Genomic DNA, 26,356 nt, shown 5'->3' on the forward strand with positions numbered 1-26,356 from the left:
CAAAGAACACACATTACTATAAAGAGCATACACAAGGGTTGGCTATTCTAGCAAAGAATAAGCTATTTTTTAAACAAAAAGGCCACTAAAAAGCCAACTCGCGAACCAACCAATAAATCAATAAAAATCAATTGGATATGAAGAACAAACACACCAATAAGCACTCAGTTTACTATTAAAGACTGTGCCTCCTGCCACAAAAAATCACGCCTTTATTTAAATCCTTTCTCTTTTTTTATCAGGTCATAGGCAGCCTGGATTTCCTGGGCCTTCTCTTTTGCCATATCCATCATTTCAGGAGGCAACCCTTTTGCGACCAGTTTATCCGGGTGGTGCTCGTTCATCAGCTTCCGGTAAGCTCGCTTTACTTCCTTAGCATCGGCATCATCACTGATCCCCAAGACTTTATAAGCATCAGCCAGACTATCTTCAGCTTGCTGATGTTGCCAGCCCCCATAACTCTGCCCCCTTTGAGACCCCTGACGACCACCAAAACTACCCCCGCCCTGGTGGAACCGGAATGCCGCTTCCTGCATCTGTAAACGTTGCTCAAGTTGTTCTGACGAAAAGCCTAATCCACGAGCAATAGTATGCAGTACACTTCTTTCTGTTGGATGCAGGCTGCCATCAGCAAATGCCGCCGAAATTTGCAGCTCCAGAAAGAACTGCAACAAATCGAACCGTCCTGCCGCTGAAATACGTACTTTCTCCAGAGTCTCTTCCAGAGGAAAACCTGCCGACTTCCCGCTACGGAAGGCTTCCTGTGCCGCTTGCTTTTGAGCTCCGTGCAGGTTCATTCTTTCCATCATGGTGCTGGCAAGCTGAATTTCTTCTTTGGTCACCTGCCCTTTGGCTTTGGCCACATGCCCCATCACTGCAAACGCAGTTTTAAAGAACTCAGCCTGTCTCTCCGCCTGGTTTGGCCCTCCAGCAAAGGCACTGGATGCCCGGAACCCGGCCTGACTTAAACGACGAGCCTTATCAAACTGATGCCCAAGAATTAATCCCAGAATGGCACCAAATGGTCCTCCAAACAAAAATCCAAAAAATAACCCCAAGATTTTGCCAAAAATATGCATTATTGTGTTCTCTACTATGAATTTTTATTGTGTCTGATGGTCTGATAGTGTCGGACGCGCTAATTTCCTTTATGATAAGGAATCTTTTGCTAAATTCGGCTTGATATTACACCGAATGAATCAAGTTAACAGGATAGTACAACTCGATGTCACATTTTCCTCGCACTTTTTTAGCCACATCAATCAGTGCAGCGCTCTTTATGTCAGTAGCACAGGCAGAAACCTCAGAAAGCACTACTAGTGTGCAGGAAATGCCCGGTTCAGATCAATGCCTGGTCGATAACTCTGCTGGTAACCGTCAGGATAACTCTCAACTTCCCGTTCAGGTTGAGGCGGATAGTGTGGAAGGTATTAATGGCGAGAAAACCACCTACCAGGGCAATGTGGTGGTGACTCAGGGCAACCGACGTATTACCGCTGATAACCTGACCCTTCATCAAAAAGAGAAGACCATCATTGCTGAAGGCCATGTGGGCTTGTCTGATGGCCAGTTCAAAGCGACATCAGACAAAATCACCGCCAAGATGGATACGGACGAAACAACGTTAGAACAAACGGAATACCGGTTTATTTGCACTCCCGGTCGCGGGGAGGCCGCATACATTCATCGTTCGGGAAAAGCATTTTATGAGATGGAAGACGGCTCACTGACCTCCTGCCCGGAAGGCGATAACTCCTGGCGACTGAAAGCTTCCTCAATCACGCTTGATCAGAACGAAGAACAGGCAACCCTGTACAACTCCAGAATCGAAGTTCTGGATGTCCCGGTTTTTTATATGCCGTACCTGATTGTTCCTGTGGGTGACACCAGAAAAACCGGGATGCTATATCCGACCGTATCGGTAGACACCCGCGATGGCGTCAGTGTTGAGGTGCCGGTTTACTGGAACCTGGCCCCTAATTACGATCTGCTGACGACCATCAATTATATGGAAAAACGAGGAACTCAGATAAACAATAAGTTCCGCTACCTGACTACAACCAGCAGCGGCTCGGTTAATCTTGAGTATCTGCCTGAAGACCGGGATTACGAAGAGCTGAAAGAGCGCTGGGGCGTTAACTGGAGCCATAATGGCATTTATCACCAAACCTGGAAATTTACAACCGATTATTCCAAAGTCAGTGATATCGAGTATTTTAAAAATCTGGATTCTGACATCGGCAGCCGGGAAGATGGCCAGTTGCTGCAGGCCGGCTCAGTGGCTTATCGAAGTAAAACGTGGGATACCTCCTTGCAGGTGAAAGACTTTCAGGTTCTGTCTGAAGACAGCTACCCATACCGCCTGATGCCTCAGCTGGAATTTAACTATTACTCTCCAGAGCTGTACTCTAATTTAGAGTTTAACCTGCACAGTCAGTTCAGCCAGTTTGAAACCGATTCGGATTCACTGCCCAATGCGCTTCGTTCACACATAGAGCCGACTCTGGCTCTGCCTCTGACCAGCACTTGGGGAACCTTTACAGCGGAAAGTAAGCTGTACTATACGCACTATCAGCAGGATACCGACCATATCATCGGGACGAATGAGTATGACAAGACCGTTGATCGCACCATACCTCAGTTCCGCCTGCATTCAGGATTATTTCTGGAAAGAGATACCGCTATTCTGGATAGCCTGAAAGGCTATACGCATACCCTCGAGCCTCAGGTCCAATACCTTTATATCGCCGAAGAAGACCAGTCTGGCATCTACAGCGGTTATGACACGACAAACCTGCAGCTGGATTACTACGGCCTGTTCCGCAGCGACAAATACAGCAGCATCGACTATATCGCCCCCGCGAATCAGGTCAGCTATGGGGCAACAACCCGATTCTATGATGGCAATTACCGTGAGCGGATGAATCTTTCCTTCGGGCAAATTTTTTATATCGACTCTTCATATTCAGAAAGCGCATCAAGCGATTCGCCTTCTTCTTTTTCTGCCTGGGCGATTGAGAGTGAATTTAACTACGACGATACGTTCTTCTACCAAGGAGGCATACAGTTTGATACGGCGTCAGATCAGGTTCAGTTGGCAGACAGCACCTTTGAGTACCGCTATCCGAATGGCTTTAGCCAGCTAAACTACCGCTATGTTTCACTGGACTATATTGAGCAGAACCGCGATTTCGGCGATCAGGACAGCAGCTCATACACTCGCTATGGTATTTCCCAGCTAGGTTTTATTACCAGCTACGATATCAACAGAAACTGGAAAGCCAGCGGTCAGTATTTTTATGATACCCGGGAAAGCCAAAACCTGGAATGGTTTACCCGGCTAACCTATGTCAGTGATTGTTGGTACATTGGCTTTACCTACAGTAACCAGATTTATGACTGGCAGACTATAGGTAACGGTAACCCTGACTATGAAAGAAACTTCAGCCTGAACTTTGGTCTCGTGGGACTGGCCACCAACACGATACCGGCAACAGATATCAACAGTTCTGACAATGCGCTGGGATACAGCCGTCCGTTCTACCTGAATAACTAAGGCTCTACACTCCCCGCCTGAAATGAGCGGGGCTTCAATCATGAAATACGGATTTGGATATATAAATGAACATGTGGAAACACACTCTTCTTAGCTTTTTTCTATTTTTCAATGTGGCATCCGCTATCGCCGCTCCGGTTGAGTTGGATAAAGTGGTCGTTATCGTGAATGATGGTGTTATTCTGCAAAGCGATATCAATACCGCAGTAAAAATGCTAAAACTGAACGCCAACCAAAGACATCAGTCTCTTCCTGATGAATCTGTGTTAAAAGATCAGGTCATCGAAAAGCTGCTTTTGGATACCATCCAGCTACAGGAAGCGGATCGCATTGGAGTAAAGATCGACGATAACCGCCTGGACAGCGCCATTAGTAATATTGCAAAAGAAAGCCAGCAAACACAGGAAGAGATGCAGGCTGAACTGGCAGACAACGACCTTACTTATGCCACATTCCGTGAGCAAATTCGTAAAGAAATGGCCATATCCGAAGTGCGCAATGCCATGGTACGTCGACGTATCAATATCATTCCCGCTGAAGTCGACAACCTGGCAAAAATGCTGGCCAATGAATCCAACGCCACCGTTCAGTATCATATCCAGCATATTCAACTGCGTTTTGACGATGCCGACAGTAAAGAGGCCGTCGCCCGAAAAGCGGATGAACTGGCTGATAAACTGAACAAAGGTGCCGATTTTTCTGAAATGGCCATCACCTATTCAAAAGGCCCGAAAGCACTCAGTGGCGGTGACTGGGGATGGATGCGCAAAGAAGAGATGCCAACCATTTTTGCCGATCAGATCAGCACCCAGAGTAAGGGCGCTATTATCGGTCCTTTCAGAAGCGGCGTCGGCTATCATATTCTGAAAATTACCGATGTAAAAGGCCTGGAAACGGTCGCGGTGACCGAAGTCAATGCCCGGCATATACTGCTCAATACCTCGGTTATTATGAGTGACGAAGGTGCACAGCGCCTTCTGCGCGAAATCACCGCAAAAATTAAGAATGGTGATGCCAGCTTTGCAGAAATGGCTCGTCAGTACAGCCAGGACCCGGGCTCTGCATCACAAAATGGTGAATTGGGCTACCAGACCCCTGATCTGTATGTTCCGGAGTTTAAACATCAGGTAGAAACACTCCCTGTGGGTCAGATCAGTCAGCCTTTTAAAACGGTACATGGCTGGCATATCGTCGAAGTACTGGATCGCCGTCAGATCGACAAAACCGATGCAGCACTTAAGAATAAAGCCTACCGGATTTTGTTTAACCGGAAATTCAACGAAGAAGCTGGAGCATGGATTCAGGAAATGCGAGCCAGTGCGTTTATCGAAGACATGACAAGTGAGACAGGTAATGACTGAGTCAATCAGAAGAATCATCGTCACCGCGGGCGAACCGGCAGGTATCGGACCTGACTTAGTCCTTTCGATTGCTCAGCACGACTGGGCACATCAGATTGTCGTTTGTGCAGACAAACACCTGCTGGCAGAAAGGGCCGTAGAGTTACAAATGGATATTGATATCCAGGAATTCGATGCCAGCCAGCCTCCGGTAAAACAGAAAGCAGGGACTCTGCTGGTAGACCATATCTCTCTTGCTGAGCCAGTGGTTGCAGGCGAGCTTAACCCTGCAAATGGCCATTATGTGCTGAACACACTGGAAAGAGCGGCAACCGGCTGTATGCAGGGCGAGTTCGATGCGGTTGTCACCGGCCCGGTACATAAAGGCATTATCAACCGAGCTGGCGTTGCCTTCAGCGGCCATACTGAGTTCTTTGCCGAAAAATCTGACACCCCACTGGTTGTCATGATGCTGGCGACAGAAGGATTGCGAACCGCACTGGTCACGACCCATATTCCTCTGGCTTACGTATCAAAAGCCGTTACAGAAGAACGTCTGGAGAGTATAATCCGCATCCTGCATCAGGACCTGGTCACAAAATTTGCCATAGACAAGCCTAAAATTTACGTCTGTGGCCTTAACCCTCACGCTGGAGAGGATGGCTGCCTGGGCACAGAAGAGATCGACACCATCATTCCGACCATGGAAAAGCTCCGGAATGACGACGATATGCAGCTTATCGGTCCATTACCGGCAGATACTATCTTTAATGATAAATACCTGCGTGATGCTGATGCTGTTCTGGGTATGTACCATGATCAGGTACTGCCTGTACTAAAATATAAAGGCTTTGGCCGCTCGGTGAATATCACCCTGGGACTGCCTTTTATACGTACGTCTGTCGATCACGGCACAGCATTAGATCTTGCAGGTAAAGGCGTGGCGGATACAGGAAGCCTCCGCACTGCTCTGCAATACGCAATAGACTTAGTAGAGAATATAGAATGAGAAATGATGTCCACTTAGGACACAAAGCGCGTAAACGTTTTGGTCAGAACTTCCTGAATGACCCATATATTATCGATGGAATCGTTTCAGCGATTAATCCCAGACCGGGGCAGAATCTGGTCGAGATTGGACCAGGCCTGGCCGCTCTGACCGAGCCTGTCGGCCGTGAAGTTGATAAGTTCACGGTTATCGAGCTTGACCGGGACCTTGCCGAGCGACTGCGTAACCACCCTGATTTGGGCAGTAAACTGACCATTTATGAAGGTGATGCCATGCAGTTTGACTTCACTCAACTGGTGAAGCCAAACAATAAACTGCGCATTTTCGGTAATCTGCCATACAACATCTCTACGCCATTGATGTTCCACCTGTTCGAGTTTCATAAAGACATTCTGGACATGCACTTTATGCTGCAAAAAGAGGTGGTAAACCGCTTGGCTGCAGGACCTGGCAGCAAAGCATATGGCCGCCTTACCGTAATGGCTCAGTATTTCTGTAAAATCGTTCCTGTACTGGAAGTGCCGCCAACCGCGTTTGTACCACCACCGAAAGTGGATTCGGCCGTCGTACGTCTGGTGCCTTATGAAGATCTGCCGCATCCGGCAACAAGCCTGAAATGGCTGGACCGGGTATGCCGGGAAGGCTTCAACCAGCGCAGGAAAACGGTCAGAAACTGCTATAAAAGCCTGTTAACAGCCGAAGAACTGGAAGAGCTCGGCATCAACCCATCGATGCGCCCGGAAAACCTGGCTCTGGAACAGTTTGTTGCGATGGCAAACTGGCTGGATAAGCATCATAGTTAACGGATAACTCAACCGGAAGGAGATGAACATGGATGTATCTCAACCCTGTGTTAAATGTCAGATCCATACGAAGTATGTCGCTGAACAGTCCCAACCGGAGAACAATCGTTATATTTTTGCCTATGTGATTACTATCAAGAACCTGAGTACCCAAACGGTACAACTGATGGGACGTCGATGGCTGATCACCGACTCTAATGGTAAACAAATGAGTGTCGAAGGTGACGGTGTTGTTGGCAAACAACCCGTCATAAACAGTAACGATGAGTATACCTATACCAGTGGGACAGCACTGGAAACTCCTGTCGGGGTCATGCAGGGCCAATATATAATGCAAGATGAAAAGGGCAATGAATTCATTACAGAAATTGATCCTTTTCGTCTTGCTGTTCCTAACGTTCTGAACTAACCGGGGAGAAAAGTGGCAAACTATATTGTTGGCGATATTCAGGGCTGTTTTGATGAATTACAGCAATTGCTGGACATCGTACAATTTGATCCGGCTAAGGATACCATCTGGTTCGCAGGTGATCTGGTGGCCCGAGGTCCGAAATCCCTTGAAACACTGAGACTGGTAAAGTCTCTTGGAAAGTCGGCCGTAACCGTTCTGGGTAACCATGACCTGCACCTGCTGGCTGTCGGCCTGGGAGTCCATCCACTCAAGAAAAAAGACCGGACCGCCAATATATTCAACGCCCCAGACCGGGACGAACTGTTGAATTGGTTACGCCACCAGCCGCTGATAGCAGAACATGAAGAATTTATTGTCTGCCATGCGGGGATTTCTCCCCAATGGGATCGAAAACAGGCCTTATCCGCTGCCCGCGAAGTCGAAACGATTCTGCAGAGTAATGAATGGCAATGGCTTATCGAAGAAATGTACGCCAACAGCCCGGTGCTTTGGCAGGACAGCCTGAGTGGTATCGAGCGTTACCGCTATACTATCAACGCTTTCACTCGTATGCGGTTCTGTTTTCCTGACGGTAGTCTGGATATGAAATGCAAACTCCCTCCGGAAGAAGTTGATGAAAAAGAACTGCTTCCGTGGTTTAAGCTTTCAAACCGGCAGCATTGTGATAAAACCATTATATTTGGTCACTGGGCGGCATTAAACGGTTACCATGGTAAAAACTTTATCGGACTGGATACCGGGTGCGTCTGGGGCGGAGAACTGACCATGCTGCGCTGGGAAGATAAGCAGTATTTTACTCAGGCATCGCTAGAGACTAGAGACTAGAGACTAGAGACTAGAGAAAGAATACAGAAAGACTCTCGTCATTCCTGCGAAGGCAGGAATCTTGCCTTCTAGTCGATAACGGTTAACCGGATCCCTGCCTTCGCAGGGATGACGCATAAAGCATCATTAACAAATAAGGTTGCAGTAATGAAAATCAGTATGATTGCCGCAATGGCTCATGGTGGGAAGATCGATAAAGATCAGAAATTTTATCCATCAGAAGCAAGTAAACGGATTATTGGTAACGACAATCAGATGCCGTGGCACTTACCTGCTGACTTTATCTGGTTTAAAAAGCAGACTATGGGCAAACCTGTGGTCATGGGACGAAAAACCTATGAATCGATTGGTCGCCCGCTGCCTGGCCGTCTGAATATAGTGATTAGCAGAGATAAAGATCTCGCCATTGAAGGGGTAACCACTGTCACTTCTGTGGACGAAGCGATTTCTGCCGCAGGTGAATGTGAAGAACTGATGATTATCGGTGGTGGCTCTATTTACGAATACTGCTTACCAAAAGCCGATCGTTTATATCTAACCTTTATTGAGGCAGATATTGACGGTGATACTAAGTTCCCGTCATGGGGCTCAGAAGGGTGGCAATGCTCTCATACGGAAGATTATCAGGCTGACGAAAAAAACCCTTACGATATGCACTTTGTGATCCTTGAACGAAACCAGTAACAGCTATTCTGTATTTTAAAGGGCACCCAGAGGTGCCCTTTTCTGTATTCTCAAAGCGAAGCGCTCTGTCTTCTGAAGTCTTAAATCACTGGCTTACGTCGATAGAAAATCATGGCGGGGAATGCCAACCCAAGAGCCAATCCCGCGATAATAAACATCGCTTTCAGAAAGTTCTCGGCCATAGTAGACACCAGTTCAGGTGAATACCCAATATGATTAATCTCTACCAGCGCAATCATTGACTTATAAGCAAACACACCGGGCACCATAGGGATCAAAGCAGCAACAGTAAACACCTTAGGATGCGCCAGGAACTTATGCGACCAGTGAATACCAATCGTACCAACAGTGGTAGCAGCAAAGAAGGTAGCCCATTCGATAGGAATACCGAACTTCATAAACAGAAAACGGCTACCGTGTCCTAACGCGCCCCCGACAGCACAATAGATTAATGCCCTGTGTGGAACATTGAACACCAGCGCGAACCCAACGGCAGGAATGGCCGCAAAAAACATATCATTTAACAGTGCGAATAACAGTTCCATTAGCTTACCCACCCCCAGACATTCATAACCGTCATCGCCCCGACAATACCAAGGCAGGTTGCCAAAGTCAGCATGCTGGCCATAACAAAACGAGCGATCCCCGTATTGATATAGCCTTTAAGTATATCGGCGACGGAGTTAATCAGAGGGAAACCGGGGACCAGCATCAATACTGCTGATGCCATCGGAATAAAGGGCTGGTTTCCCCAGCCATAAATCATGGCCTGAGAGGAAATTAATGTCGTCACAAATGCCGTCACCGCAAAGTTCAGCATTGGATTAAAATGCCGGTGACCAACCTCCTGCCGGACAATCATCCCACAAGCTGAAGCGATAAAGGTTACAGCAAAAATCGTCCAGTCCCCTCCCTGAAGATGGCTGAAAGAGGCGCAAGAGAGGCCGATCATAAAAACAACCAGCCAGCGGTTATAACGTTTAGGAGAGATCTGATTCAGGCGATCCTGCGCCATCTTATAATTAAAGATCCCTTTTTCCATCATGATGCAGGTACGTTGTACTTCTGTGACAACCCACATATTGATCCCACGATCCGCGCACCGTCGGGCGGTAGTAATACAGTGCCCGTCAGCCAGCGTCGTCACCACCAGTGAATTCGAAGAGAGAGACACTTCGACTTCATCCATGCCAGCCGCCAAACCAATTCTATGCATAATGCCGCCAACCAGAGCACTTTCCGCGCCATGCGCCAGCAACATCTGACCCGCCTGAGCAATCAGACGGGATATCATCCTTTGCTTGCTTTCCACTTACTCCCTCACATAAATAACGTGTCCATCGTCATCATCGTCGTCATCATCATCATCCCAATCGTCCCAGTCGTCTTCCGTCACAACATCTTTACCGGACATCGCATCTTTATGGTAATCATCCCACATAAAGTCGACTCTATCCTCTTCAGACTGTTCGATCTGTTCTCTTGGCAGTGATTCCATGAAATCGGCCAACTGATAACAAAGCTCTTTGGTTCCCTGCTTGTTAATCGCAGAGATCTTAAAATAACGATCTTCCCAGCCCAGCGCATCCAGGATTTCCTGGATTTTTTCATCCGCCTCATCTTCCGGCAGAAGATCGGTCTTATTAAAGACTAACCAGCGTGGTTTTTCTGCCAGTTTCTCACTGTACTGCTCCAGCTCATCGATAATAGTTAAAGCATTTTGCACTGGATCACTTTGATCAATCGGTAAAATATCGATCATATGCAGAAGCACCCGACAGCGTTCCAGGTGTTTAAGGAAGCGAATGCCCAGACCAGCACCATCAGCCGCACCTTCGATCAAACCAGGAATATCCGCCACAACAAAGCTCTTTTCCGGTACCACACTGACTACCCCAAGGCTTGGGATCAGAGTCGTAAACGGGTAATCAGCGACTTTAGGTTTCGCCGCAGACACTGAACGAATGAAGGTAGATTTACCAGCATTTGGTAGGCCAAGCATCCCAACGTCAGCAAGCAGCAGTAGCTCAAGACGCAGTTCGCGTACTTCACCTTTCGTACCTAATGTCTTCTGGCGTGGTGCACGGTTAACGGATGATTTGAAACGGGTATTCCCCAAGCCATGCCAGCCACCTTTGGCAACCATGATCCGCTTACCATGTTCAGCCACTTCACCCACAATTTCATTGGTGTGAATGTCGACGGCACGTGTACCAACCGGCACTTTCAGGATTTTATCTTTACCACGCTTACCGGTACAGTTACCCCCACGGCCATTTTCACCACGTTCAGCTGCATAAAAGCGCTGAAAGCGGTAATCAATCAAGGTGTTCAGGTTCTCGTCGGCTTCAATATAGACATCACCACCATCACCACCGTCACCACCGTCCGGACCACCTTTAGCAACGAATTTTTCACGCCAGAAGCTAACAACGCCATTACCGCCATCACCAGCGTCTACTTTCACTACCGCTTCATCAACAAACTTCATTTTTTACTCCGCGTTTAGTGCGAATGTTCATCTACTACTCTCACCAGCCAGCTAGAGACTAGAGACTAGAGACTAGAGACTAGAGGCTAAAACTATCTTGCCATCCCTACCAAGGCAGAGATCGACTTAACATAATCGATATTCTACCCCAATTTCCTGTCAGCACAGAAATACTGAGGCGTATATGAATGTATAGCTTCTAGAAGCGAAGCGTTCTAGTTTCTAGCCTCTTTTTTACCCATAAATAAAAAACCCTGCCGAATCGGCAGGGCTTTTGAATTCAGCGAGAAACTAAAATTACTCAGCTTCGATGCTTACAAATTTACGGTTCTTAGGACCTTTAACTTCGAATTTCACTTTACCGTCAGATAGAGCGAAAAGAGTATGGTCTTTACCGATACCAACGTTGCTACCAGCGTGGAACTTAGTACCACGTTGACGAACGATGATGTTACCCGCCAGAACTGATTCACCACCGAAACGCTTAACACCTAGGCGTTTACTTTCTGAATCACGACCGTTACGAGTAGAACCGCCAGCTTTTTTGTGTGCCATTGTTAAACTCTCCTAACTAACTATTAAGCGTTGATGCCAGTGATTTTCACTTCTGTGAACCACTGACGGTGACCCTGTTGCTTACGAGAGTGCTTACGACGACGGAACTTAACGATTTTAACTTTATCGCCACGACCGTGCTTAACCACCTCAGCAGTTACCTTGCCACCCTCTACCAGAGGAGCACCAACAGTGATTTCTTCACCATTAGCTACAAGAAGAACTTTGTCGAATTCAACAGTTGAACCAGTTTCAACGTCTAATTTTTCTAAACGAAGAGTTTGACCTTCGCTTACACGGTGTTGTTTACCACCAGATTGGAAAACAGCGTACATTTTTTACTCCGCTTTTTCCGCACAGCCTTAGCAATGTCATGCAATTCGGGTGTGCGCTAAACTAATCATCAATAGGGCGCAGATTCTACTCGAATGAGTGTCCTATGACAAGCCATATTTTTAAAAAATTGGCGAAAACCTAATCGCCAAAGAAAAGTGGTTGGATCATGCCTTTTGGTGGTGCATTTGGCAATAATTTTTAGTCTAATATGAGGGCGTAATTATCTTTGCGCTCTATCAATAATTACAAACTTATAGCCTTTACCAGGCCTAACCTTGACTGGATTTATCATGGATTTTAAAGCCATCCAGGCTCTTACCGCTGATGATATGACAAAAGTGAATGAAACGATCCTCGCTCAACTGGATTCGGATGTTAGCTTAATCAATCAGTTAGGTTTTTATATTATAAGCGGAGGCGGAAAGCGTCTGCGCCCTCTTCTGGCGGTATTATCTGCCCGAGCTTTAGGTTATCAGGGAGAAAAGCACACTACCGCCGCTGCGTTTATCGAGTTTCTGCATACCGCCACTCTGCTGCATGATGACGTAGTAGATGAATCTGACATGCGAAGAGGTAAAGCGACTGCGAATGCAATGTTTGGCAATGCGGCCAGCGTACTTGTCGGCGATTTTATCTACACCCGCTCGTTTCAGATGATGACCAGCCTTGGATCGTTAAAGATCCTTGAGGTCATGAGTGACGCAGTGAATGTCATTGCTGAAGGTGAAGTACAGCAGTTGATCAACTGTAACGATCCTGATACCACTGAAGCGATCTACATGCAGGTTATCTACTCGAAAACGGCTCGCCTGTTTGAAGCTGCGACACAAATGGGAGCACTGCTGACAGAGTCACCTGAAAAGATCGAAACGGCAATGCAGAACTATGGTAAATACCTGGGTACCGCATTTCAATTGATCGACGATGTGCTCGATTACACCGCTGACGGCAAAGAGATGGGAAAAAATGTCGGAGATGATCTGGCAGAGGGAAAACCTACCCTTCCCCTTCTTTATGCTATGCAGAACGGTAATGAAGAAGAATCGGCAATAATCCGTGAAGCCATAGAGAAAGCCAATGGTATGGATAAGTTGGATCAGATACTGACTATTTTGAAGAACACTGGTGCGCTGGAATACACCACACAAAAAGCACTTGAAGAAGCAGATAAAGCCATTGCTGAACTGACTATTATTCCGGATTCGGAATATAAAGAGGCGCTGATTGCACTGGCACACCTTGCCGTAAAGCGGAATAAATAACGATAAAAAAAGCAGATGAGCATCATTCATCTGCTTTTTATCTCTGTCTCCACTTTCAGAAACGGCTACTCAATAAAATCGACCCCTTTCTGGATATCTGCTTGTAGAATATCTGCCATCTTGTCCAGTTCAGCGGATTCATAATCGCTAAGCGGACCAAGATCCATAAATTCCTCAATACCATTTTTACCTAACCTGACTGGCTGGGAGAAAAAGCGAGCATATTGAGTATTTCCTTCCACATAGGCACACAGCACATCTTCTTTTCCCATCAGGCCGTTAACCAGAGATAAAGCAAATTCACAACCGGCTTCTGCCATGGAAAGTGTCGCCGAGCCCCCACCCGCTTTAGCTTCAACTACCTCTGTACCCGCATTCTGGACACGCTGAGTCAGAGAAAGAATTTCCTCTTCAGTAAAAGACAGCCCTTCCACCTGAGACAACAGCGGTAAAATTGTGGTAGCAGAATGGCCACAAACAACCGGAACATACACTTTGTCAGCATCGACCTCTTTCAATTCTGCAACAAAGTCTTCTGCACGCAACACGTCCAGCGCGGTAACACCAAATAGTTTACGCTTGTCATAAACACCGGCTTTTTTCATGATTTCCGCAGCAATAGGTACCAGGGTATTAACCGGATTGGTAATAATCGCCACCAAAGCATTCGGGCATACCTCAGTCACCTTTTCGATCACTGATTTTGCAATTGATGCATTAACATTAAACAGATCGGCCCGAGACATCCCCGGTTTGCGGGCGACGCCGGCCGGAATGAGAACTACGTCTGCGCCTTCCAGTGCCGGGCTGGGATCATCCCCCGTATAACCTGTAATTGATACCGTTGTCGGTATATGGCTCAGATCCACGGCAACACCAGGAGTAACAGGAGCGATATCATACAGAGCCAGCTCTGCATGACCCGGTAAGCGGAGTTTCAATAGTAAGGCTAAAGCCTGTCCTATGCCTCCGGCGGCACCAATTACAGCTACTTTCATAGTAGTTCTCCTTTTAAGAGTAAGTTTAAGCTTTTATATAAATTTCACGATTATTTTTGGATATTTTATAAACAACATGTCTCCACGTTAGTTGATGCCTTGTTTGATTACAATTATTTAACGTCAGCTTTGAGACTTAGCGCAACGCACAAGTTAAAAACTCAATTATTCGTCTAATTTTCATAATGTTAGCCTTAAAAAACAGCCTCATATATGTTTCCCCAATATGAGGTTTTCGGCTCGAACCAAGTGATACCTCTTACATTTTTCAGGGGATGACTTGGCGCAGTTATGTCATATATGAGAAAATGCCTGCTCTATATGTTTCTATACGAATATGAAGATCATGCGTAATTCAGAAAAACAGGACAGCCTAGTCCGTGCATTTAAAGCCCTGCTAAAAGAAGAGCGGTTCGGCTCACAAGGTGAAATTGTTGACGCGTTAAAGCTGGAAGGCTTTGAAAATATCAACCAGTCGAAAGTTTCCCGCATGTTGACTAAATTTGGTGCCGTACGCACGCGTAATGCAAAGATGGAAATGGTCTACTGTCTGCCGGCTGAGCTGGGCGTTCCAACGGTATCCAGCCCACTGCGAGAGCTGGTTCTGGATATTGATCATAATAATGCGGTCGTCGTTATCCACACCGGCCCGGGTGCCGCACAATTAATAGCAAGGTTACTGGATTCTCTGGGTAAATCGGAAGGGATTCTGGGGGTTGTCGCGGGTGACGATACCATCTTTATCACGCCAACGTTACACGTCTCTACGGAAGAGCTCTTTAAATCAGTCTGTACTCTGTTTGAATACGCCCAGTAACTAAGATTGCAGAAAAGAATAGAGTAATAATTCTGTGATATATATCACACTTTATTAAAAATTAATGCAAAAATCAGCCAGCCTGATAACTGGCTGATTTTAAAACCATTTTATCCTTACGCCATCCTATTTTCTCTTTATTTCGATAGCCTTTTACCCTGCAAAAAAGGACTTTTATATAATTATGTACCATTTTTTTGGTATTATTCAGCCACTTTTCCAGGTCGCAGAACCGGAAAAGATGCCGTTTCTAACTTAGGAAATTTCGGTTCGTACTATACTGATACCGAACAACAATTAATAAAAGGAAGGGAAATTCATGGCATTTAAAAAACTTGTCCAGATAGGTGCTATTGCCGCAGCTGTAATGGGAGCGGGTTCTGTTCAGGCTCAAGATTTCATTACTATCGGTACTGGCTCAGTTACAGGTGTTTATTACCCTACAGGCGGTGCAATCTGTAAACTAGTGAATAAAGGCCGTAAAGAACATAACATTCGTTGTTCAGTTGAATCTACAGGTGGTTCTATCTACAACGTCAATACCATCCGTGCTGGCGAGCTGGATTTCGGTATTGTTCAGTCTGACTGGCAATTCCACGGCTATAACGGTACAAGTAAATTCGCAGAACAGGGCCCGTATAAAAAACTGCGCGCAATGTTCTCTCTGCATACTGAACCATTTAACATCATCGCTCGTACCGATTCGGGTATCGAAAACGTAGCCGATCTGAAAGGCAAACGCGTGAATATCGGTAACCCGGGTTCTGGTGACCGTGCAACCATGGGCGTAGTCATGGATGCCTTTGGCTGGACGAACGACAGCTTTAAACTGGCATCTGAACTGAAAGGTTCTGAACGCTCACAAGCTCTGTGTGATAACAAGATTGATGCCTTCATTTATATGGTCGGCCATCCAAACGGTTCCATTAAAGAAGCAACCACATCTTGTGATGCTAAACTGGTTTCAGCAACCGGGCCGGAAATCGATAAGATCGTAGCGGCGAACCCTTACTACGCTTACAGCACCGTTCCAGCGGGCATGTATCGCGGTACCGATTATGACGTAAATAGCTTCGGCGTTGCCGCTACCATGGTAACCACAACCGATGTTTCCGATGACGTTGCCTATAATGTAGCAAAAGCTGTGTTTGAAAACTTTGATACCTTCAAACGCCTGCATCCAGCCTTCGCTAACCTGAAGAAAGAAGACATGGTGAAAGCTGGTCTGTCTATCCCTCTTCATCCGGGAGCAGAGAAATACTACCGTGAAGTAGGTCTTCTTAAGTAAGATAAGCATAATGACTCGCTTAATCTTCATAACTAAGGAGGCGAAAGCCTCCTTAGTAGTTTCTGAAATTAAATAAAAATAATAAGCGGGCTATTTTTGTTGTTTAACAATTTGATATACGTTTGCTGTGACTCACCTGGAAAATAAGCGACCAGACAAAGCAGGCTCATACCTGATTTTGCTTGTGGTTTCTCCAGGTTTTTTGTTTAACACGACCATCAATAATAAGGATAACAGTACATGACGCAGACAAATACACCGTCTCAAGATGTGCAGGACATGGTGGCGCAGGCCGATACAGGAGCCCGCAACCCTTCAGGCATCCCAGGGCGCATTTTATGGTTTGTGCCTCTTTGCTGGTCATTATTCCAACTTTGGTACGCATCACCACTTCCGTTCATTTTTGATTTTGCCGTACTTAATGACACAGAAGCCAGATCCATTCACCTGGCATTTGCCATTTTCCTGGCCTTTACCGCCTACCCTGCGTTAACCCATTCACCACGGGATCACGTTCCGGTTATCGACTGGATACTGGCACTCGCGGGGAGCTTCTCAGCCGCCTATATCTACATTTTTTACGCGGATCTGGCGGGGCGGGCCGGTGCACCGACCACATTTGATATCGTGACAGCCTCTATGGGCATGTTACTGCTTCTGGAAGCCACACGACGGGCTCTGGGTCCACCACTCATGATTGTCGCCGCCGTGTTCCTGACTTATACCTTTGCCGGCCCTTATATGCCGGATGTTATTGCCCACAAAGGAGCGAGCCTGAATAAGGCCATGTCTCACCTGTGGTTGACGACAGAAGGGGTATTTGGTGTGGCTCTTGGGGTATCCACCTCTTTTGTATTCCTGTTTGTATTGTTCGGTGCCATGCTGGAACGAGCCGGAGCCGGGGCTTACTTTATTAAAGTCGCCTTCTCTCTGCTCGGTCATATGCGCGGAGGCCCTGCAAAAGCCGCTGTGGTTGCATCAGGCTTGTCTGGTCTGGTCTCTGGCTCATCTATTGCGAACGTAGTGACGACCGGTACTTTTACGATTCCGCTAATGAAACGGGTTGGCTTCCCTGGCACAAAAGCGGGTGCGGTTGAAGTTGCCGCATCGACCAACGGTCAGCTGACTCCGCCAATCATGGGTGCTGCCGCATTTCTGATGGTGGAATACGTAGGTATTTCATATGTTGAAGTGATTAAAGCAGCTCTGCTTCCTGCACTGATCTCTTACGTAGCACTGCTGTACATCGTTCACTTAGAAGCCTGTAAAGCGGGCATGACAGGTCTGCCCCGTCGGGTAAAACCATCACTGGTCAACAGCCTGCTTTCCTTTACCGGTACTATCGTTGGGTTGTGTGTCATCAGCGCCATTGTCTACTACGGTGTGGGCTGGACAAAAGATGTATTTGGCGCTGCCGCAACACCAATCGTTACTGTTCTTCTGCTGCTGGTGTATATCGGTCTGGTAAGTATCTCAGCGAAATATCAGGAACACGCGGGTATGGCGATTGATGAAGAGCTGACAGAGGTACCGGAATCGGGTCCGACGATCAAATCCGGTCTGCACTTTCTGCTGCCGATAGTGGTATTGGTATGGTGTCTGACTGTCGAGCGTTTTTCTCCGGGCCTGTCCGCTTTCTGGGCAACCGTGTTTATGATCTTTATCCTGATCACTCAGCGCCCTCTGCTGGCACTCATGTCGAAACAAGGCACTATCAGTGAAGAGGTCAAAAAAGGCTTCGTTGATCTGGCAGAAAGTCTGGTTTCCGGCGCACGGAACATGATTGGTATTGGTGTCGCGACTGCGGCGGCTGGTACCGTTGTTGGTGTCGTGACACTGACCGGTATCGGTCTGGTTATGACCGACTTCGTTGAATTCATCTCAGGTGGTAGCGTTATTCTGATGCTGCTGTTCACCGCAGTGATCAGTCTGGTGCTGGGGATGGGTCTGCCGACTACAGCAAACTATATTGTAGTATCCACTCTGATGGCTCCGGTTATCGTGACACTGGGAGCCGCTCACGGGCTGATCATTCCGCTGATTGCTGTCCACCTGTTTGTGTTCTACTTCGGAATTCTGGCCGATGATACCCCTCCGGTGGGTCTGGCGGCGTTTGCTGCTGCCGCTATCGCGAAATCCGATCCGATTCGTACCGGTATTCAGGGCTTTACCTACGATATACGTACCGCAATTCTGCCGTTTATGTTTATCTTCAATACCCAATTGCTAATGATCGGTATTGATACCTGGTGGCATTTGGCTCTCACAGTGATTTCCGCGGTTCTGGCGATGCTGATATTTTCAGCTGCAACACAGGGATGGTGGTTTACCCGCAACAAATGGTGGGAAACCGTTCTGTTGCTTCTGCTGACATTCTCATTCTTCCGCCCTGGTTTCTGGTGGGACATGATTTATCCGGCACAAGAACTTCATCCAGGCACTGAAATTACTCAGATGGCTGAGCGACTCCACACCGGAGAGTCACTAAAGCTTCGGGTATCAGGTGAAACCTTGGAAGGTGACTTTGTAGAAAAAACCGTACGTCTGCCTTTCGATGAGCGAGCCAAAACAGGCCAGGATCGCATAGACTCTATGGGGTTGATGTTGAATCAGGTTGATAACAAGATGATCGTCGATATGGTTGAATTTGGCAGCCCGGCAGAAACATCGGGTATCGACTTTGACTGGGAGATCCAATCGATCATCGTTGATGCGGACAGACCGATGAAAGAATGGGTATTTGTCCCTGCCCTGTTACTGCTAATTGGACTAGGCTTTAATCAGAAACGTCGCGCTCGTCAGGAAGGCATCGGCGCATAACAGACCGCTCTCTCTGTCTTTATCTGATCTCGACAGAGAGAGTATTAACCAGAAAGGGATTTCAGGTTCACGCACAATAAGGGGCCGCTCTCTTCCCCGACGTGCACAGTGGAGAATAGAAAAGTATGTATAAGCAGATCCTGGTTCCAGTAGACTTAAACGAAAAAGGCTTTTCAGATAAAGCCGTAGAACAAGCTGTCTGGCACGCCAGACACGCCAACGCTGAAATACATCTGTTGAAAGTACTTCCGGGGATCCATATGTCGATGGTCGCCACTTACTTTCCAAAAGATGCCGCGCATCAAATGAAAGAAGATGTAAAACACCAGTTAGATAAGTTCGCAGAGGCGCATATTCCAGATGACGTGGTCTACAAAACACACGTAGCGGAAGGTAAGCCTTCCAGCATGATTCTTAAGTATGCTTCTCAGCTTGGTGCCGATTTGATTGTTATGCCAAGCCACAAACGCTCAAAGGTTGATAAGGTTCTTCTCGGCTCAGTCGCCAACAAAGTGGTACAAAAATCGCCGGTAAATGTACTGGTGGTGAAGCCGCAGGGCTAAGACTAGACGATAAAGCCCGTTGTACTTGATACGCCAGCGGGTTTTTGTTTCTTAGAATTCAGAGCGCTACGCTTCTAGAATACAGAGGGTAACAAATTCCACCTCTGTAATCTGTCAGGGAGCATGCGACCGTTCTGTATTCTTGTTCTTTATACTTCTATACCACCCTATTCAGCGCTTCCCCGCGCTGAAACGCATCAATATTGTTTGTTAATATCTTCACCAGCTTTTCCAGAGCAGAATCACTTCCCCATGCAATATGAGGCGTCAGGATCAGATTTGGCAAACCGGCATTCGCTATCAGCGGGTTACTCTTGTCCGCCGGTTCCTGAGTAAATACATCCGTTGCAGCCCCGGCTATCTCTCCACGTGTTAATGCTTCAACCAACGCCAGCTCGTTCACCAGACCACCACGACCGGTGTTAATGACGATAGCACTGGATTTCATGGCTTTCAGTTCCGGTTCAGCAATCAGATCGCAGGTGTCATCATTGAGAGGACAGTGCAGAGAAATAACATCCGCTACAGCCAGAACCTCTTCGAACGGCAGATAGCCTTCCCGGCAGTCTTTCGCCCCTTTGCGCTCAGCAAAGATCACATTCATCCCCACCGCTCTGGCCAGCTCAGCCATCGCTTGTCCCAATGCACCAGACCCCACAAGACCAATGGTCGCACCGGCAATATCTTTAACTGGGTGGGTAAAGAAACAGAACAGTCCCTGACGCAGCCACTCACCGGCCTCAATATCCTGCTGATAGCCGCGCAGGTTACGCATCAGGGTAAAGATCATCGCCATGGCATGTTCCGGCACAGACTGCGTGGCATAGCCGCGGATATTCGTCACTGCGATATTATTGGCCCGGCAGTATGCCGTATCTACATTGTTAAACCCCGTTGCCGTCAGGGCAATCAGCTTTAGTTTTTCATGGCCAGCAAGCGTTTCGGCGTTCAGCGGCACCTTATTCGTCACAATGATATCCGCATCTTTTATCCGTTCAGCGACCTGATCCGGGGAAGTGAGATCATAGTTGATCCACTCATGGTCAAAGGAAGGAGAGGGTATATTGACGTGTTCAGGAATGGTGATCCGGTCAAGAAAAACGATCTTTGGTGTAGTCATGCTGTCCGTGCCTTATGAATAATAGAATACAGAGCGGACGCAAGCGTCCTGAAGATTACAGAATACACTTTTGTATTCTGTCATCTCAAGCGAAGCGCTCTGTACTATTTATTTCAGAACCTTGTTTATTTCAGGCTCTTGGCAGTAACTTATAGTCCGGTAAGGCCTCTTCAGGGGAGAAGTGGCTGAGGATCTCCGGCTTGGCCTGCGGGTAAAAATCGCAGGGAACAAAGGCATCGGTCAGTGCCCCATTCTGCGGATGATAGAAACTCAGCTCCGCAGAATGGAGTTGCAAACGGTCAGACTGCTCACGAGCGTCTTCATGAGCATAAAACTCATCCCCCAGAATCGGATGCCCAAGCTCCATCATATGTACCCGGAGCTGGTGAGAACGGCCGGTAATAGGGAATAACTGTACAACGGTGGTATTCGCCTCCCGGCAGACCACCCGAAAGCGGGTCTGGGAAGGCTTGCCATGCTCATAACAGACTTTCTGTCGTGGGCGGTTAGGCCAATCGCAGATCAAAGGCAGATCAATCATCCCCTCGTCCTGCTCAACAAGACCCCATACCCGGGCATAATAGATTTTATGAGTCAGCCGATACTGAAACTGTTTCTTCAGATGCCGCTCAGCGTCCTTATGCAGGGCAAACAGCATCAGCCCGGATGTCGCCATATCCAAACGGTGCACCACCTGGCTTTCCGGGAACTCTTCCACGACCCGGCTCCACAAACTGTCGTAGTGCTCAGGCAAACGCCCGGGCACAGACAGCAGGCCGGCGGGCTTATTGGCTATCAGGATATGGTCATCCTGATAGGTGATATCCAGCCAGGGATCGGTAGGTGGGGTATACTCTAATAGGGCCATAAGATTAATTGTGACTCACCACAATCAGGCGCAGAGAGTCCAGCTGGATCTGAGCCTGAGCGATATAACCGCTCAGTTCTGTTATCTGCTCTTCGATCACTTCCAGTTCTTCATCACGAATATTCGGGTTCACCGCTTTCAGCGACTGTAAGCGTTCCAGTTCGCTGTTCAGGCTGGCTTGCATATCCTGCTGAGCCTGCTGACGTACCGCCTGCAGCTTCTGCTCAACACTGGCGTCTGCAGCCTCAATCAGGGTATGCACCTCTTTTTGTACCGAGGCGATCAGCTTAGTCGCAATATGACGGCCAACCGGACTGAGCTGACGGTTGAAGCTTTCAAACTCTACCTGTTCGGAAAGGTCATTACCACGGGCATCCATCATCATTCGGATCGGTGTCTGTGGCAGGAAGCGACTGATACCGCTTCGTTTCGGAGCCTGAGCGTCCACCAGATACACCATTTCCAACAGGATAGTACCGACCGGCAGGGCCTTGTTTTTCAGCAGAGAAACGGCTGACGTGCCCACCCCTTCACTCAGCAGCAAGTCGATACCGCCCTGAATCATCGGGTGTTCCCAACTGATAAAGTGCATATCCTCACGGGAAAGCGCCGTTTCACGGTCAAAGGTAATGGTGGCCCCTTCATAAGGCAGGCCCGGATAATTCGGCACCATCATATGCTCAGACGGCGTTACCACCAGCGCGTTTTCACCCTTGTCATCCTGATTCAGGCCAATGGTATCAAACAGGCTCAGCGCAAAGGTCACCAGATTGGTATCACCGTCTGTCGCGGCGATGTCGTCTACGATTTTTTCGGCTTCTTTACCGCCATTGGAATGCATTTCCAGCAGACGATCCCGGCCCTGCTCCAGTTGAGATTTCAGCAGCAGGTTCAGCTCAGCGGAGTCATGGATAATCTCATCCAGCCCTTCGTCACTGTTTGCCGCCAGCAGTTCAATTAAGGAATCAGAGAACTTATCGTACACTGAACGGCCTGTCGGACAGGTTTCGGCAAAGGCGTTCAGGCCTTCGTTAAACCAGCGGGCCAGAATACCCTGAGACGTACCATTCAGATACGGAACATGGATATCGATATCACGCAGCTGACCGATACGATCCAGACGACCGATACGCTGCTCAAGCAGATCCGGGTTAAACGGCAGGTCAAACATCACCAGCTGATTGGCAAACTGGAAATTACGCCCTTCCGAGCCAATTTCAGAACAGAGCAGCACCTGTGCACCGCCCTCTTCCTGAGCGAAGTAAGCCGCCGCTTTGTCGCGCTCCAGAATAGACATGCCTTCGTGGAATACCGTTGCCCGGATACCTTCTCGCTCACGAAGTGCCTGCTCCAGCTGCAACGCGGTTGCAGAGCGGGAAGCAATGACCAGAATCTTTTCGCTGCGTTTTTCTTTAACTTTTTCGATCAACCAGTCAACCCGGGAGTCAAACTGCCACCAAGAGCCGGCATCACCTTCAAATTCCTGAAAGATTTCTTCCGGATACAACATCTTCATCGCCCGGGCTTCTGCCGGCATTTTGCCGCCCAGCATGCCCGCAACCCGCATCGCGGTGGTGTACTGCTTAGGAATCTCCATCGGCAGCAGGTGGACATTACGTTTCGGGAATCCTTTTATTGCCGCACGGGTATTACGGAACAGCACCCGGCCGGTACCGTGGCGGTCCATCAGGTCGTCAATCAGCTCATGGCGGGCTTTGGCTTTGTCTTCCTCATCCACATTGCCTTCGATAATGCGGAACAGCGGCTCTACGTCCTGCTCAGACAACAGTTCAGTGATCAGATTCTTCTCATCATTGGTCAGCTTCTCACCGGAAAACAGGGAAGATACGGCATCGGCCACCGGCGCATACTGCTGCTCTTCCTGTACAAAGGCTTCATAATCATAGAAACGGTCGGAATCCAGCAGGCGTAAACGGGCGAAATGGCTCTCGTGGCCCAGCTGTTCCGGCGTTGCTGTCAGCAACAGTACACCCGGGGTCTGTTCAGCCAGTCCTTCAATCACCTGATACTGACGGCTCGGTTTTTCCGGGCTCCACTCCAGGTGATGGGCCTCATCCACGACCAGCAGATCCCACTCCGCTTCCAGCGCCTGTTCATAACGCTTCTTGCTCTTGCGGATAAAGTCCAGCGAGCAGAGCACGTACTGCGCGGTATCAAACGGGTTGTCGGCTTCCGCATACGCCTCAACGCAGCGTTCTTCATCAAAGATAGAGAAGTGCAGATTAAAGCGGCGCATCATTTCCACCAGCCACTGGTGCTGCAGGGTTTCAGGCACGATGATCAGAATACGTTCCGCGCGGCCGGACAATACCTGCTGGTGAATGATCATACCGGCTTCAATGGTCTTACCCAGACCAACCTCATCCGCCAACAACACTCGCGGAGCATAACGACGGCCCACTTCATGGGCGATAAACAACTGGTGCGGAATCAGGCCCGCACGCATACCACACAAACCACGCATCGGGCTTTTGTGCTGTTGATACTGGTTCTGCAGAGCACGGTAGCGCAGCACAAAGTTGTCCATACGGTCTACCTGACCGGCAAACAGCTTGTCCTGAGGCTTATTAAAACGGATCTGGTTACTGAGGAAGATTTCGCGAAGAACCACACCGTCTTCTTCGGTATCCAGCCGGGTGCCGATATAGGTAAATAGAGAATTTTCTTCAAGCACTTCAGCAATTTTCAGTGACCAGCCTTCCTGGCACTCCACCACATCCCCAACATTAAAGACTACCCGAGTCACCGGTGCATCCGTTCTCGAATACAAACGGTTTTCTTCTGATGCGGCAAACATCAGGGTGACGGTTCTTGCATCCATTGCAACAACAGTTCCTAGTCCTAAATCGCTCTCTGTATCGCTGATCCAGCGTTGTCCCAAAGCAAATGTCATAGGGGGGAATACCTCTTGGTTGGAGTGACGAGTATCAATATAAGTATTGTACCAATCTTAGAATATTTCTCGGGTTTTAGGGGGCGCTAATCTTACTTGAAGCAGCCAGAGAGATCACGCTCAAAACCCAGAGTTTTTCCCATTTTTTTCGGCTGACATAAAACGGTAAACAAGGTATGAGACATCTAGATAACGAAAGAACATCTGTCATCTATAATAGATATAGGGTTTAGAGTACAGCAACTGACACTAAATCTGGTATCAGATGGAAATGATGCTGTATCTGCGGACAAAAAAGGAGACGCTTATGGGCGATACTGACCGGAAAATCTTTGTTTTAGACACGAACATTCTTCTGCACGAACCTTTCGCAATTTACTCCTTCCAAGAACACGACGTGGTCATCCCTATGACCGTCCTCGAAGAACTCGACAGAATCAAAGACAGCAAACGGGATGTTGCCCGCGATGCCCGTGTTGCTATCCGTGCTCTGGAAGATATCTTCCGTGATGCCACGCCAGATCAGATTTCGGAAGGCATTGCCTTCAATAAAGAACAGGCCGCAACCGGTAGCCTCGCGATACTCGCTGATTTTGAGCTACAGGAAACCGTCAGAGCCTTCGCGGATAAGGCCGGCGATAACCGGATCCTTAATGCGGTTCTGTACCTGCAAAACAAACGCTCTCCCCGAGAGGTCGTGCTGGTCACTAAAGACATCAATATGCGCCTGCGGGCGAAAGGAGCCGGTGTCCGTTATGTCGAAGACTACCGCACCGACCAGCTAATCGATGATGTGCGCTACCTGACCAAAGGGTTCCATACCTACGAAGGTGATTTCTGGCAGTCTATCGACCGGGTCGATACCCAGAATATTGAAGGTAAAACCTTTCACACGCTGAACAAGTCCATACTGGCACCGACGTACATTAACCAGTATGTGATCGATGAAGAGAGTGACTTTGCCGGACGCGTTGATTATATCAATAGCGACAATGACAGCGTGCAGATCCGCGATCTGAGCCGGGAACGGATCATGAACCGCCAGGCCTGGGATATCCGGCCGAAAAATATCTATCAGGCGATGGCGATTGACGCCCTGCTGGATCCACAGATCGACCTGGTCATCCTGACCGGTTCTGCCGGTAGCGGTAAAACATTACTGGCGATGGCCACAGCCCTTGAACAGTCAATTGAAACGAACCGGTTCGATAAGATCATCGTCACCCGTAATACCCCGGATATCGGTGAGTCGATAGGTTTCCTGCCTGGCAGTGAAGAAGAAAAAATGATGCCCTGGCTGGCAGCCGTGACCGACACGCTGGAGGCCCTGCATAAAAATGATCACTGCACGGAAGGCTCGCTGAAATACATCTGCGAAAAAGCCAATATCCAGTTTAAGTCGATCAACTTTATGCGCGGTCGCTCTATCCAAAACGCGTTCGTCTTACTGGATGAATGCCAGAACCTGACCGCTTCGCAGATCAAGACCATCATCACCCGCTGCGGTGAGGGCACCAAGCTGGTCTGCTCCGGTAACCTGGCCCAGATTGATTCTCCATACCTGACCCCGGTGACCTCCGGCCTGACCTACATGGTGGAACGGTTTAAGAACTTTGAAGGCAGCGCCAATATTCACCTGAATGGCGTAGTAAGAAGCCGTCTGGCAGAGTTTGCGGAAGAGAATTTGTAAAGCAC

The 26,356-nt window shown here is 48.2% G+C and carries 23 protein-coding genes; 13 read left to right on the forward strand and 10 right to left on the reverse strand.

All coding sequences use genetic code 11. The features are described 5' to 3' along the window. Positions 1 to 212 precede the first annotated feature (212 nt). Positions 213 to 1,079, reverse strand: a complete 867-nt coding sequence (djlA, locus tag DI392_RS09080) for a co-chaperone DjlA (RefSeq protein ID WP_109319596.1) — start codon at positions 1,077 to 1,079, stop codon at positions 213 to 215. Positions 1,080 to 1,225: 146 nt separating this feature from the next. On the opposite strand from djlA, the gene lptD reads away from it, so the two are divergent. The 7 genes from lptD (at position 1,226) to folA (ending at position 8,629) form a co-directional block, all read left to right on the forward strand. Further along, positions 1,226 to 3,556, forward strand: a complete 2,331-nt coding sequence (gene lptD / locus DI392_RS09085) for an LPS assembly protein LptD (protein ID WP_109319597.1) — start codon at positions 1,226 to 1,228, stop codon at positions 3,554 to 3,556. Between the two features lie 65 nt (positions 3,557 to 3,621). Next, positions 3,622 to 4,917 (forward strand): peptidylprolyl isomerase SurA, encoded by a 1,296-nt coding sequence (gene surA / locus DI392_RS09090; protein WP_109319598.1) that lies wholly within the window; start codon positions 3,622 to 3,624, stop codon positions 4,915 to 4,917. Then, positions 4,910 to 5,905, forward strand: coding sequence for a 4-hydroxythreonine-4-phosphate dehydrogenase PdxA (gene pdxA / locus DI392_RS09095; RefSeq protein WP_109319599.1), 996 nt, complete (start codon positions 4,910 to 4,912; stop codon positions 5,903 to 5,905). Before surA ends, pdxA begins: the two co-directional genes overlap by 8 nt. Beyond that, the gene (rsmA, locus tag DI392_RS09100; protein ID WP_109319600.1) at positions 5,902 to 6,708 is read left to right on the forward strand and encodes a 16S rRNA (adenine(1518)-N(6)/adenine(1519)-N(6))-dimethyltransferase RsmA; all 807 of its coding nucleotides are present in this window, start codon (positions 5,902 to 5,904) and stop codon (positions 6,706 to 6,708) included. The genes pdxA and rsmA overlap by 4 nt, the downstream gene beginning before the upstream one ends. A gap of 28 nt (positions 6,709 to 6,736) precedes the next feature. Further along, complete coding sequence (gene apaG, locus DI392_RS09105; RefSeq protein ID WP_109319601.1) at positions 6,737 to 7,117, forward strand: Co2+/Mg2+ efflux protein ApaG; 381 nt, start codon at positions 6,737 to 6,739, stop codon at positions 7,115 to 7,117. Between the two features lie 12 nt (positions 7,118 to 7,129). Beyond that, positions 7,130 to 7,945, forward strand: coding sequence for a symmetrical bis(5'-nucleosyl)-tetraphosphatase (locus DI392_RS09110; RefSeq protein WP_109319602.1), 816 nt, complete (start codon positions 7,130 to 7,132; stop codon positions 7,943 to 7,945). Between the two features lie 147 nt (positions 7,946 to 8,092). Continuing rightward, the gene (gene folA / locus DI392_RS09115) at positions 8,093 to 8,629 is read left to right on the forward strand and encodes a type 3 dihydrofolate reductase (protein ID WP_109319603.1); all 537 of its coding nucleotides are present in this window, start codon (positions 8,093 to 8,095) and stop codon (positions 8,627 to 8,629) included. 80 nt (positions 8,630 to 8,709) lie between these two features. Here the strand turns inward: folA and DI392_RS09120 are convergent, their stop codons facing one another. The 5 genes from DI392_RS09120 to rplU all read right to left on the reverse strand — a co-directional run bounded on the left by DI392_RS09120 (position 8,710) and on the right by rplU (position 12,010). After that, positions 8,710 to 9,174 (reverse strand): threonine/serine exporter family protein, encoded by a 465-nt coding sequence (locus DI392_RS09120; RefSeq protein ID WP_109319604.1) that lies wholly within the window; start codon positions 9,172 to 9,174, stop codon positions 8,710 to 8,712. Then, complete coding sequence (locus DI392_RS09125) at positions 9,174 to 9,941, reverse strand: threonine/serine exporter family protein (RefSeq protein ID WP_109319605.1); 768 nt, start codon at positions 9,939 to 9,941, stop codon at positions 9,174 to 9,176. The genes DI392_RS09120 and DI392_RS09125 overlap by 1 nt, the downstream gene beginning before the upstream one ends. Further along, positions 9,942 to 11,120 carry an Obg family GTPase CgtA gene (cgtA, locus tag DI392_RS09130; protein ID WP_109319606.1) on the reverse strand — a complete coding sequence of 393 codons (1,179 nt, stop codon included), beginning with the start codon at positions 11,118 to 11,120 and terminating at the stop codon, positions 9,942 to 9,944. Positions 11,121 to 11,417: 297 nt separating this feature from the next. Then, positions 11,418 to 11,675, reverse strand: a complete 258-nt coding sequence (gene rpmA, locus DI392_RS09135) for a 50S ribosomal protein L27 (protein ID WP_109319607.1) — start codon at positions 11,673 to 11,675, stop codon at positions 11,418 to 11,420. A gap of 23 nt (positions 11,676 to 11,698) precedes the next feature. Beyond that, positions 11,699 to 12,010 carry a 50S ribosomal protein L21 gene (gene rplU, locus DI392_RS09140; protein WP_109319608.1) on the reverse strand — a complete coding sequence of 104 codons (312 nt, stop codon included), beginning with the start codon at positions 12,008 to 12,010 and terminating at the stop codon, positions 11,699 to 11,701. Positions 12,011 to 12,301: 291 nt separating this feature from the next. Here rplU and ispB point away from each other — a divergent pair, with 291 nt between their 5' ends. Further along, on the forward strand, positions 12,302 to 13,273 hold the full coding sequence (gene ispB / locus DI392_RS09145) for an octaprenyl diphosphate synthase (protein WP_109319609.1): 972 nt from the start codon (positions 12,302 to 12,304) through the stop codon (positions 13,271 to 13,273). Positions 13,274 to 13,338: 65 nt separating this feature from the next. Here ispB and mdh read toward each other — a convergent pair whose 3' ends face one another. After that, positions 13,339 to 14,271 (reverse strand): malate dehydrogenase, encoded by a 933-nt coding sequence (mdh, locus tag DI392_RS09150; RefSeq protein ID WP_109319610.1) that lies wholly within the window; start codon positions 14,269 to 14,271, stop codon positions 13,339 to 13,341. A gap of 346 nt (positions 14,272 to 14,617) precedes the next feature. Here mdh and argR point away from each other — a divergent pair, with 346 nt between their 5' ends. The 4 genes from argR (at position 14,618) to DI392_RS09170 (ending at position 19,759) form a co-directional block, all read left to right on the forward strand. Next, positions 14,618 to 15,088 (forward strand): transcriptional regulator ArgR, encoded by a 471-nt coding sequence (gene argR / locus DI392_RS09155; RefSeq protein WP_109319767.1) that lies wholly within the window; start codon positions 14,618 to 14,620, stop codon positions 15,086 to 15,088. A 319-nt stretch (positions 15,089 to 15,407) separates the two neighbouring features. Further along, positions 15,408 to 16,376 carry a TAXI family TRAP transporter solute-binding subunit gene (locus tag DI392_RS09160; RefSeq protein WP_109319611.1) on the forward strand — a complete coding sequence of 323 codons (969 nt, stop codon included), beginning with the start codon at positions 15,408 to 15,410 and terminating at the stop codon, positions 16,374 to 16,376. Positions 16,377 to 16,616: 240 nt separating this feature from the next. Next, the gene (locus DI392_RS09165) at positions 16,617 to 19,196 is read left to right on the forward strand and encodes a TRAP transporter permease (RefSeq protein WP_109319612.1); all 2,580 of its coding nucleotides are present in this window, start codon (positions 16,617 to 16,619) and stop codon (positions 19,194 to 19,196) included. A gap of 125 nt (positions 19,197 to 19,321) precedes the next feature. Further along, positions 19,322 to 19,759 (forward strand): universal stress protein, encoded by a 438-nt coding sequence (locus DI392_RS09170; RefSeq protein ID WP_109319613.1) that lies wholly within the window; start codon positions 19,322 to 19,324, stop codon positions 19,757 to 19,759. A gap of 157 nt (positions 19,760 to 19,916) precedes the next feature. Here the strand turns inward: DI392_RS09170 and DI392_RS09175 are convergent, their stop codons facing one another. The 3 genes from DI392_RS09175 to rapA form a co-directional block, all read right to left on the reverse strand. Then, positions 19,917 to 20,879, reverse strand: coding sequence for a D-2-hydroxyacid dehydrogenase (locus DI392_RS09175; protein ID WP_109319614.1), 963 nt, complete (start codon positions 20,877 to 20,879; stop codon positions 19,917 to 19,919). Positions 20,880 to 21,009: 130 nt separating this feature from the next. After that, positions 21,010 to 21,747 (reverse strand): bifunctional tRNA pseudouridine(32) synthase/23S rRNA pseudouridine(746) synthase RluA, encoded by a 738-nt coding sequence (gene rluA, locus DI392_RS09180; RefSeq protein WP_109319615.1) that lies wholly within the window; start codon positions 21,745 to 21,747, stop codon positions 21,010 to 21,012. A 4-nt stretch (positions 21,748 to 21,751) separates the two neighbouring features. Then, positions 21,752 to 24,661: an RNA polymerase-associated protein RapA gene (gene rapA / locus DI392_RS09185; RefSeq protein WP_109319616.1), complete on the reverse strand. Its 2,910-nt coding sequence runs from the start codon at positions 24,659 to 24,661 to the stop codon at positions 21,752 to 21,754. A 307-nt stretch (positions 24,662 to 24,968) separates the two neighbouring features. Between rapA and DI392_RS09190 the strand changes: the two genes are divergently transcribed. Continuing rightward, the gene (locus DI392_RS09190) at positions 24,969 to 26,351 is read left to right on the forward strand and encodes a PhoH family protein (RefSeq protein WP_109319617.1); all 1,383 of its coding nucleotides are present in this window, start codon (positions 24,969 to 24,971) and stop codon (positions 26,349 to 26,351) included. The last annotated feature ends 5 nt before the right edge of the window (positions 26,352 to 26,356 follow it).

The organism is Vibrio albus (assembly GCF_003144035.1).
Classification (GTDB): domain Bacteria; phylum Pseudomonadota; class Gammaproteobacteria; order Enterobacterales; family Vibrionaceae; genus Vibrio; species Vibrio albus.

Excerpts from the sequence above, each read along its gene's own strand:
- argR (WP_109319767.1), top strand. The coding sequence starts at position 14,618 with ATGCGTAATTCAGAAAAACAGGACAGCCTAGTCCGTGCATTTAAAGCC.
- DI392_RS09175 (WP_109319614.1), bottom strand. The coding sequence starts at position 20,879 with ATGACTACACCAAAGATCGTTTTTCTTGACCGGATCACCATTCCTGAA.
- pdxA (WP_109319599.1), top strand. The coding sequence starts at position 4,910 with ATGACTGAGTCAATCAGAAGAATCATCGTCACCGCGGGCGAACCGGCA.
- rluA (WP_109319615.1), bottom strand. The coding sequence starts at position 21,747 with ATGGCCCTATTAGAGTATACCCCACCTACCGATCCCTGGCTGGATATC.
- DI392_RS09160 (WP_109319611.1), top strand. The coding sequence starts at position 15,408 with ATGGCATTTAAAAAACTTGTCCAGATAGGTGCTATTGCCGCAGCTGTA.
- rapA (WP_109319616.1), bottom strand. The coding sequence starts at position 24,661 with ATGACATTTGCTTTGGGACAACGCTGGATCAGCGATACAGAGAGCGAT.
- ispB (WP_109319609.1), top strand. The coding sequence starts at position 12,302 with ATGGATTTTAAAGCCATCCAGGCTCTTACCGCTGATGATATGACAAAA.
- DI392_RS09190 (WP_109319617.1), top strand. The coding sequence starts at position 24,969 with ATGGGCGATACTGACCGGAAAATCTTTGTTTTAGACACGAACATTCTT.
- DI392_RS09170 (WP_109319613.1), top strand. The coding sequence starts at position 19,322 with ATGTATAAGCAGATCCTGGTTCCAGTAGACTTAAACGAAAAAGGCTTT.
- lptD (WP_109319597.1), top strand. The coding sequence starts at position 1,226 with ATGTCACATTTTCCTCGCACTTTTTTAGCCACATCAATCAGTGCAGCG.
- DI392_RS09120 (WP_109319604.1), bottom strand. The coding sequence starts at position 9,174 with ATGGAACTGTTATTCGCACTGTTAAATGATATGTTTTTTGCGGCCATT.
- cgtA (WP_109319606.1), bottom strand. The coding sequence starts at position 11,120 with ATGAAGTTTGTTGATGAAGCGGTAGTGAAAGTAGACGCTGGTGATGGC.
- DI392_RS09165 (WP_109319612.1), top strand. The coding sequence starts at position 16,617 with ATGACGCAGACAAATACACCGTCTCAAGATGTGCAGGACATGGTGGCG.
- folA (WP_109319603.1), top strand. The coding sequence starts at position 8,093 with ATGAAAATCAGTATGATTGCCGCAATGGCTCATGGTGGGAAGATCGAT.
- surA (WP_109319598.1), top strand. The coding sequence starts at position 3,622 with ATGAACATGTGGAAACACACTCTTCTTAGCTTTTTTCTATTTTTCAAT.
- djlA (WP_109319596.1), bottom strand. The coding sequence starts at position 1,079 with ATGCATATTTTTGGCAAAATCTTGGGGTTATTTTTTGGATTTTTGTTT.
- rplU (WP_109319608.1), bottom strand. The coding sequence starts at position 12,010 with ATGTACGCTGTTTTCCAATCTGGTGGTAAACAACACCGTGTAAGCGAA.
- mdh (WP_109319610.1), bottom strand. The coding sequence starts at position 14,271 with ATGAAAGTAGCTGTAATTGGTGCCGCCGGAGGCATAGGACAGGCTTTA.
- apaG (WP_109319601.1), top strand. The coding sequence starts at position 6,737 with ATGGATGTATCTCAACCCTGTGTTAAATGTCAGATCCATACGAAGTAT.
- rpmA (WP_109319607.1), bottom strand. The coding sequence starts at position 11,675 with ATGGCACACAAAAAAGCTGGCGGTTCTACTCGTAACGGTCGTGATTCA.
- rsmA (WP_109319600.1), top strand. The coding sequence starts at position 5,902 with ATGAGAAATGATGTCCACTTAGGACACAAAGCGCGTAAACGTTTTGGT.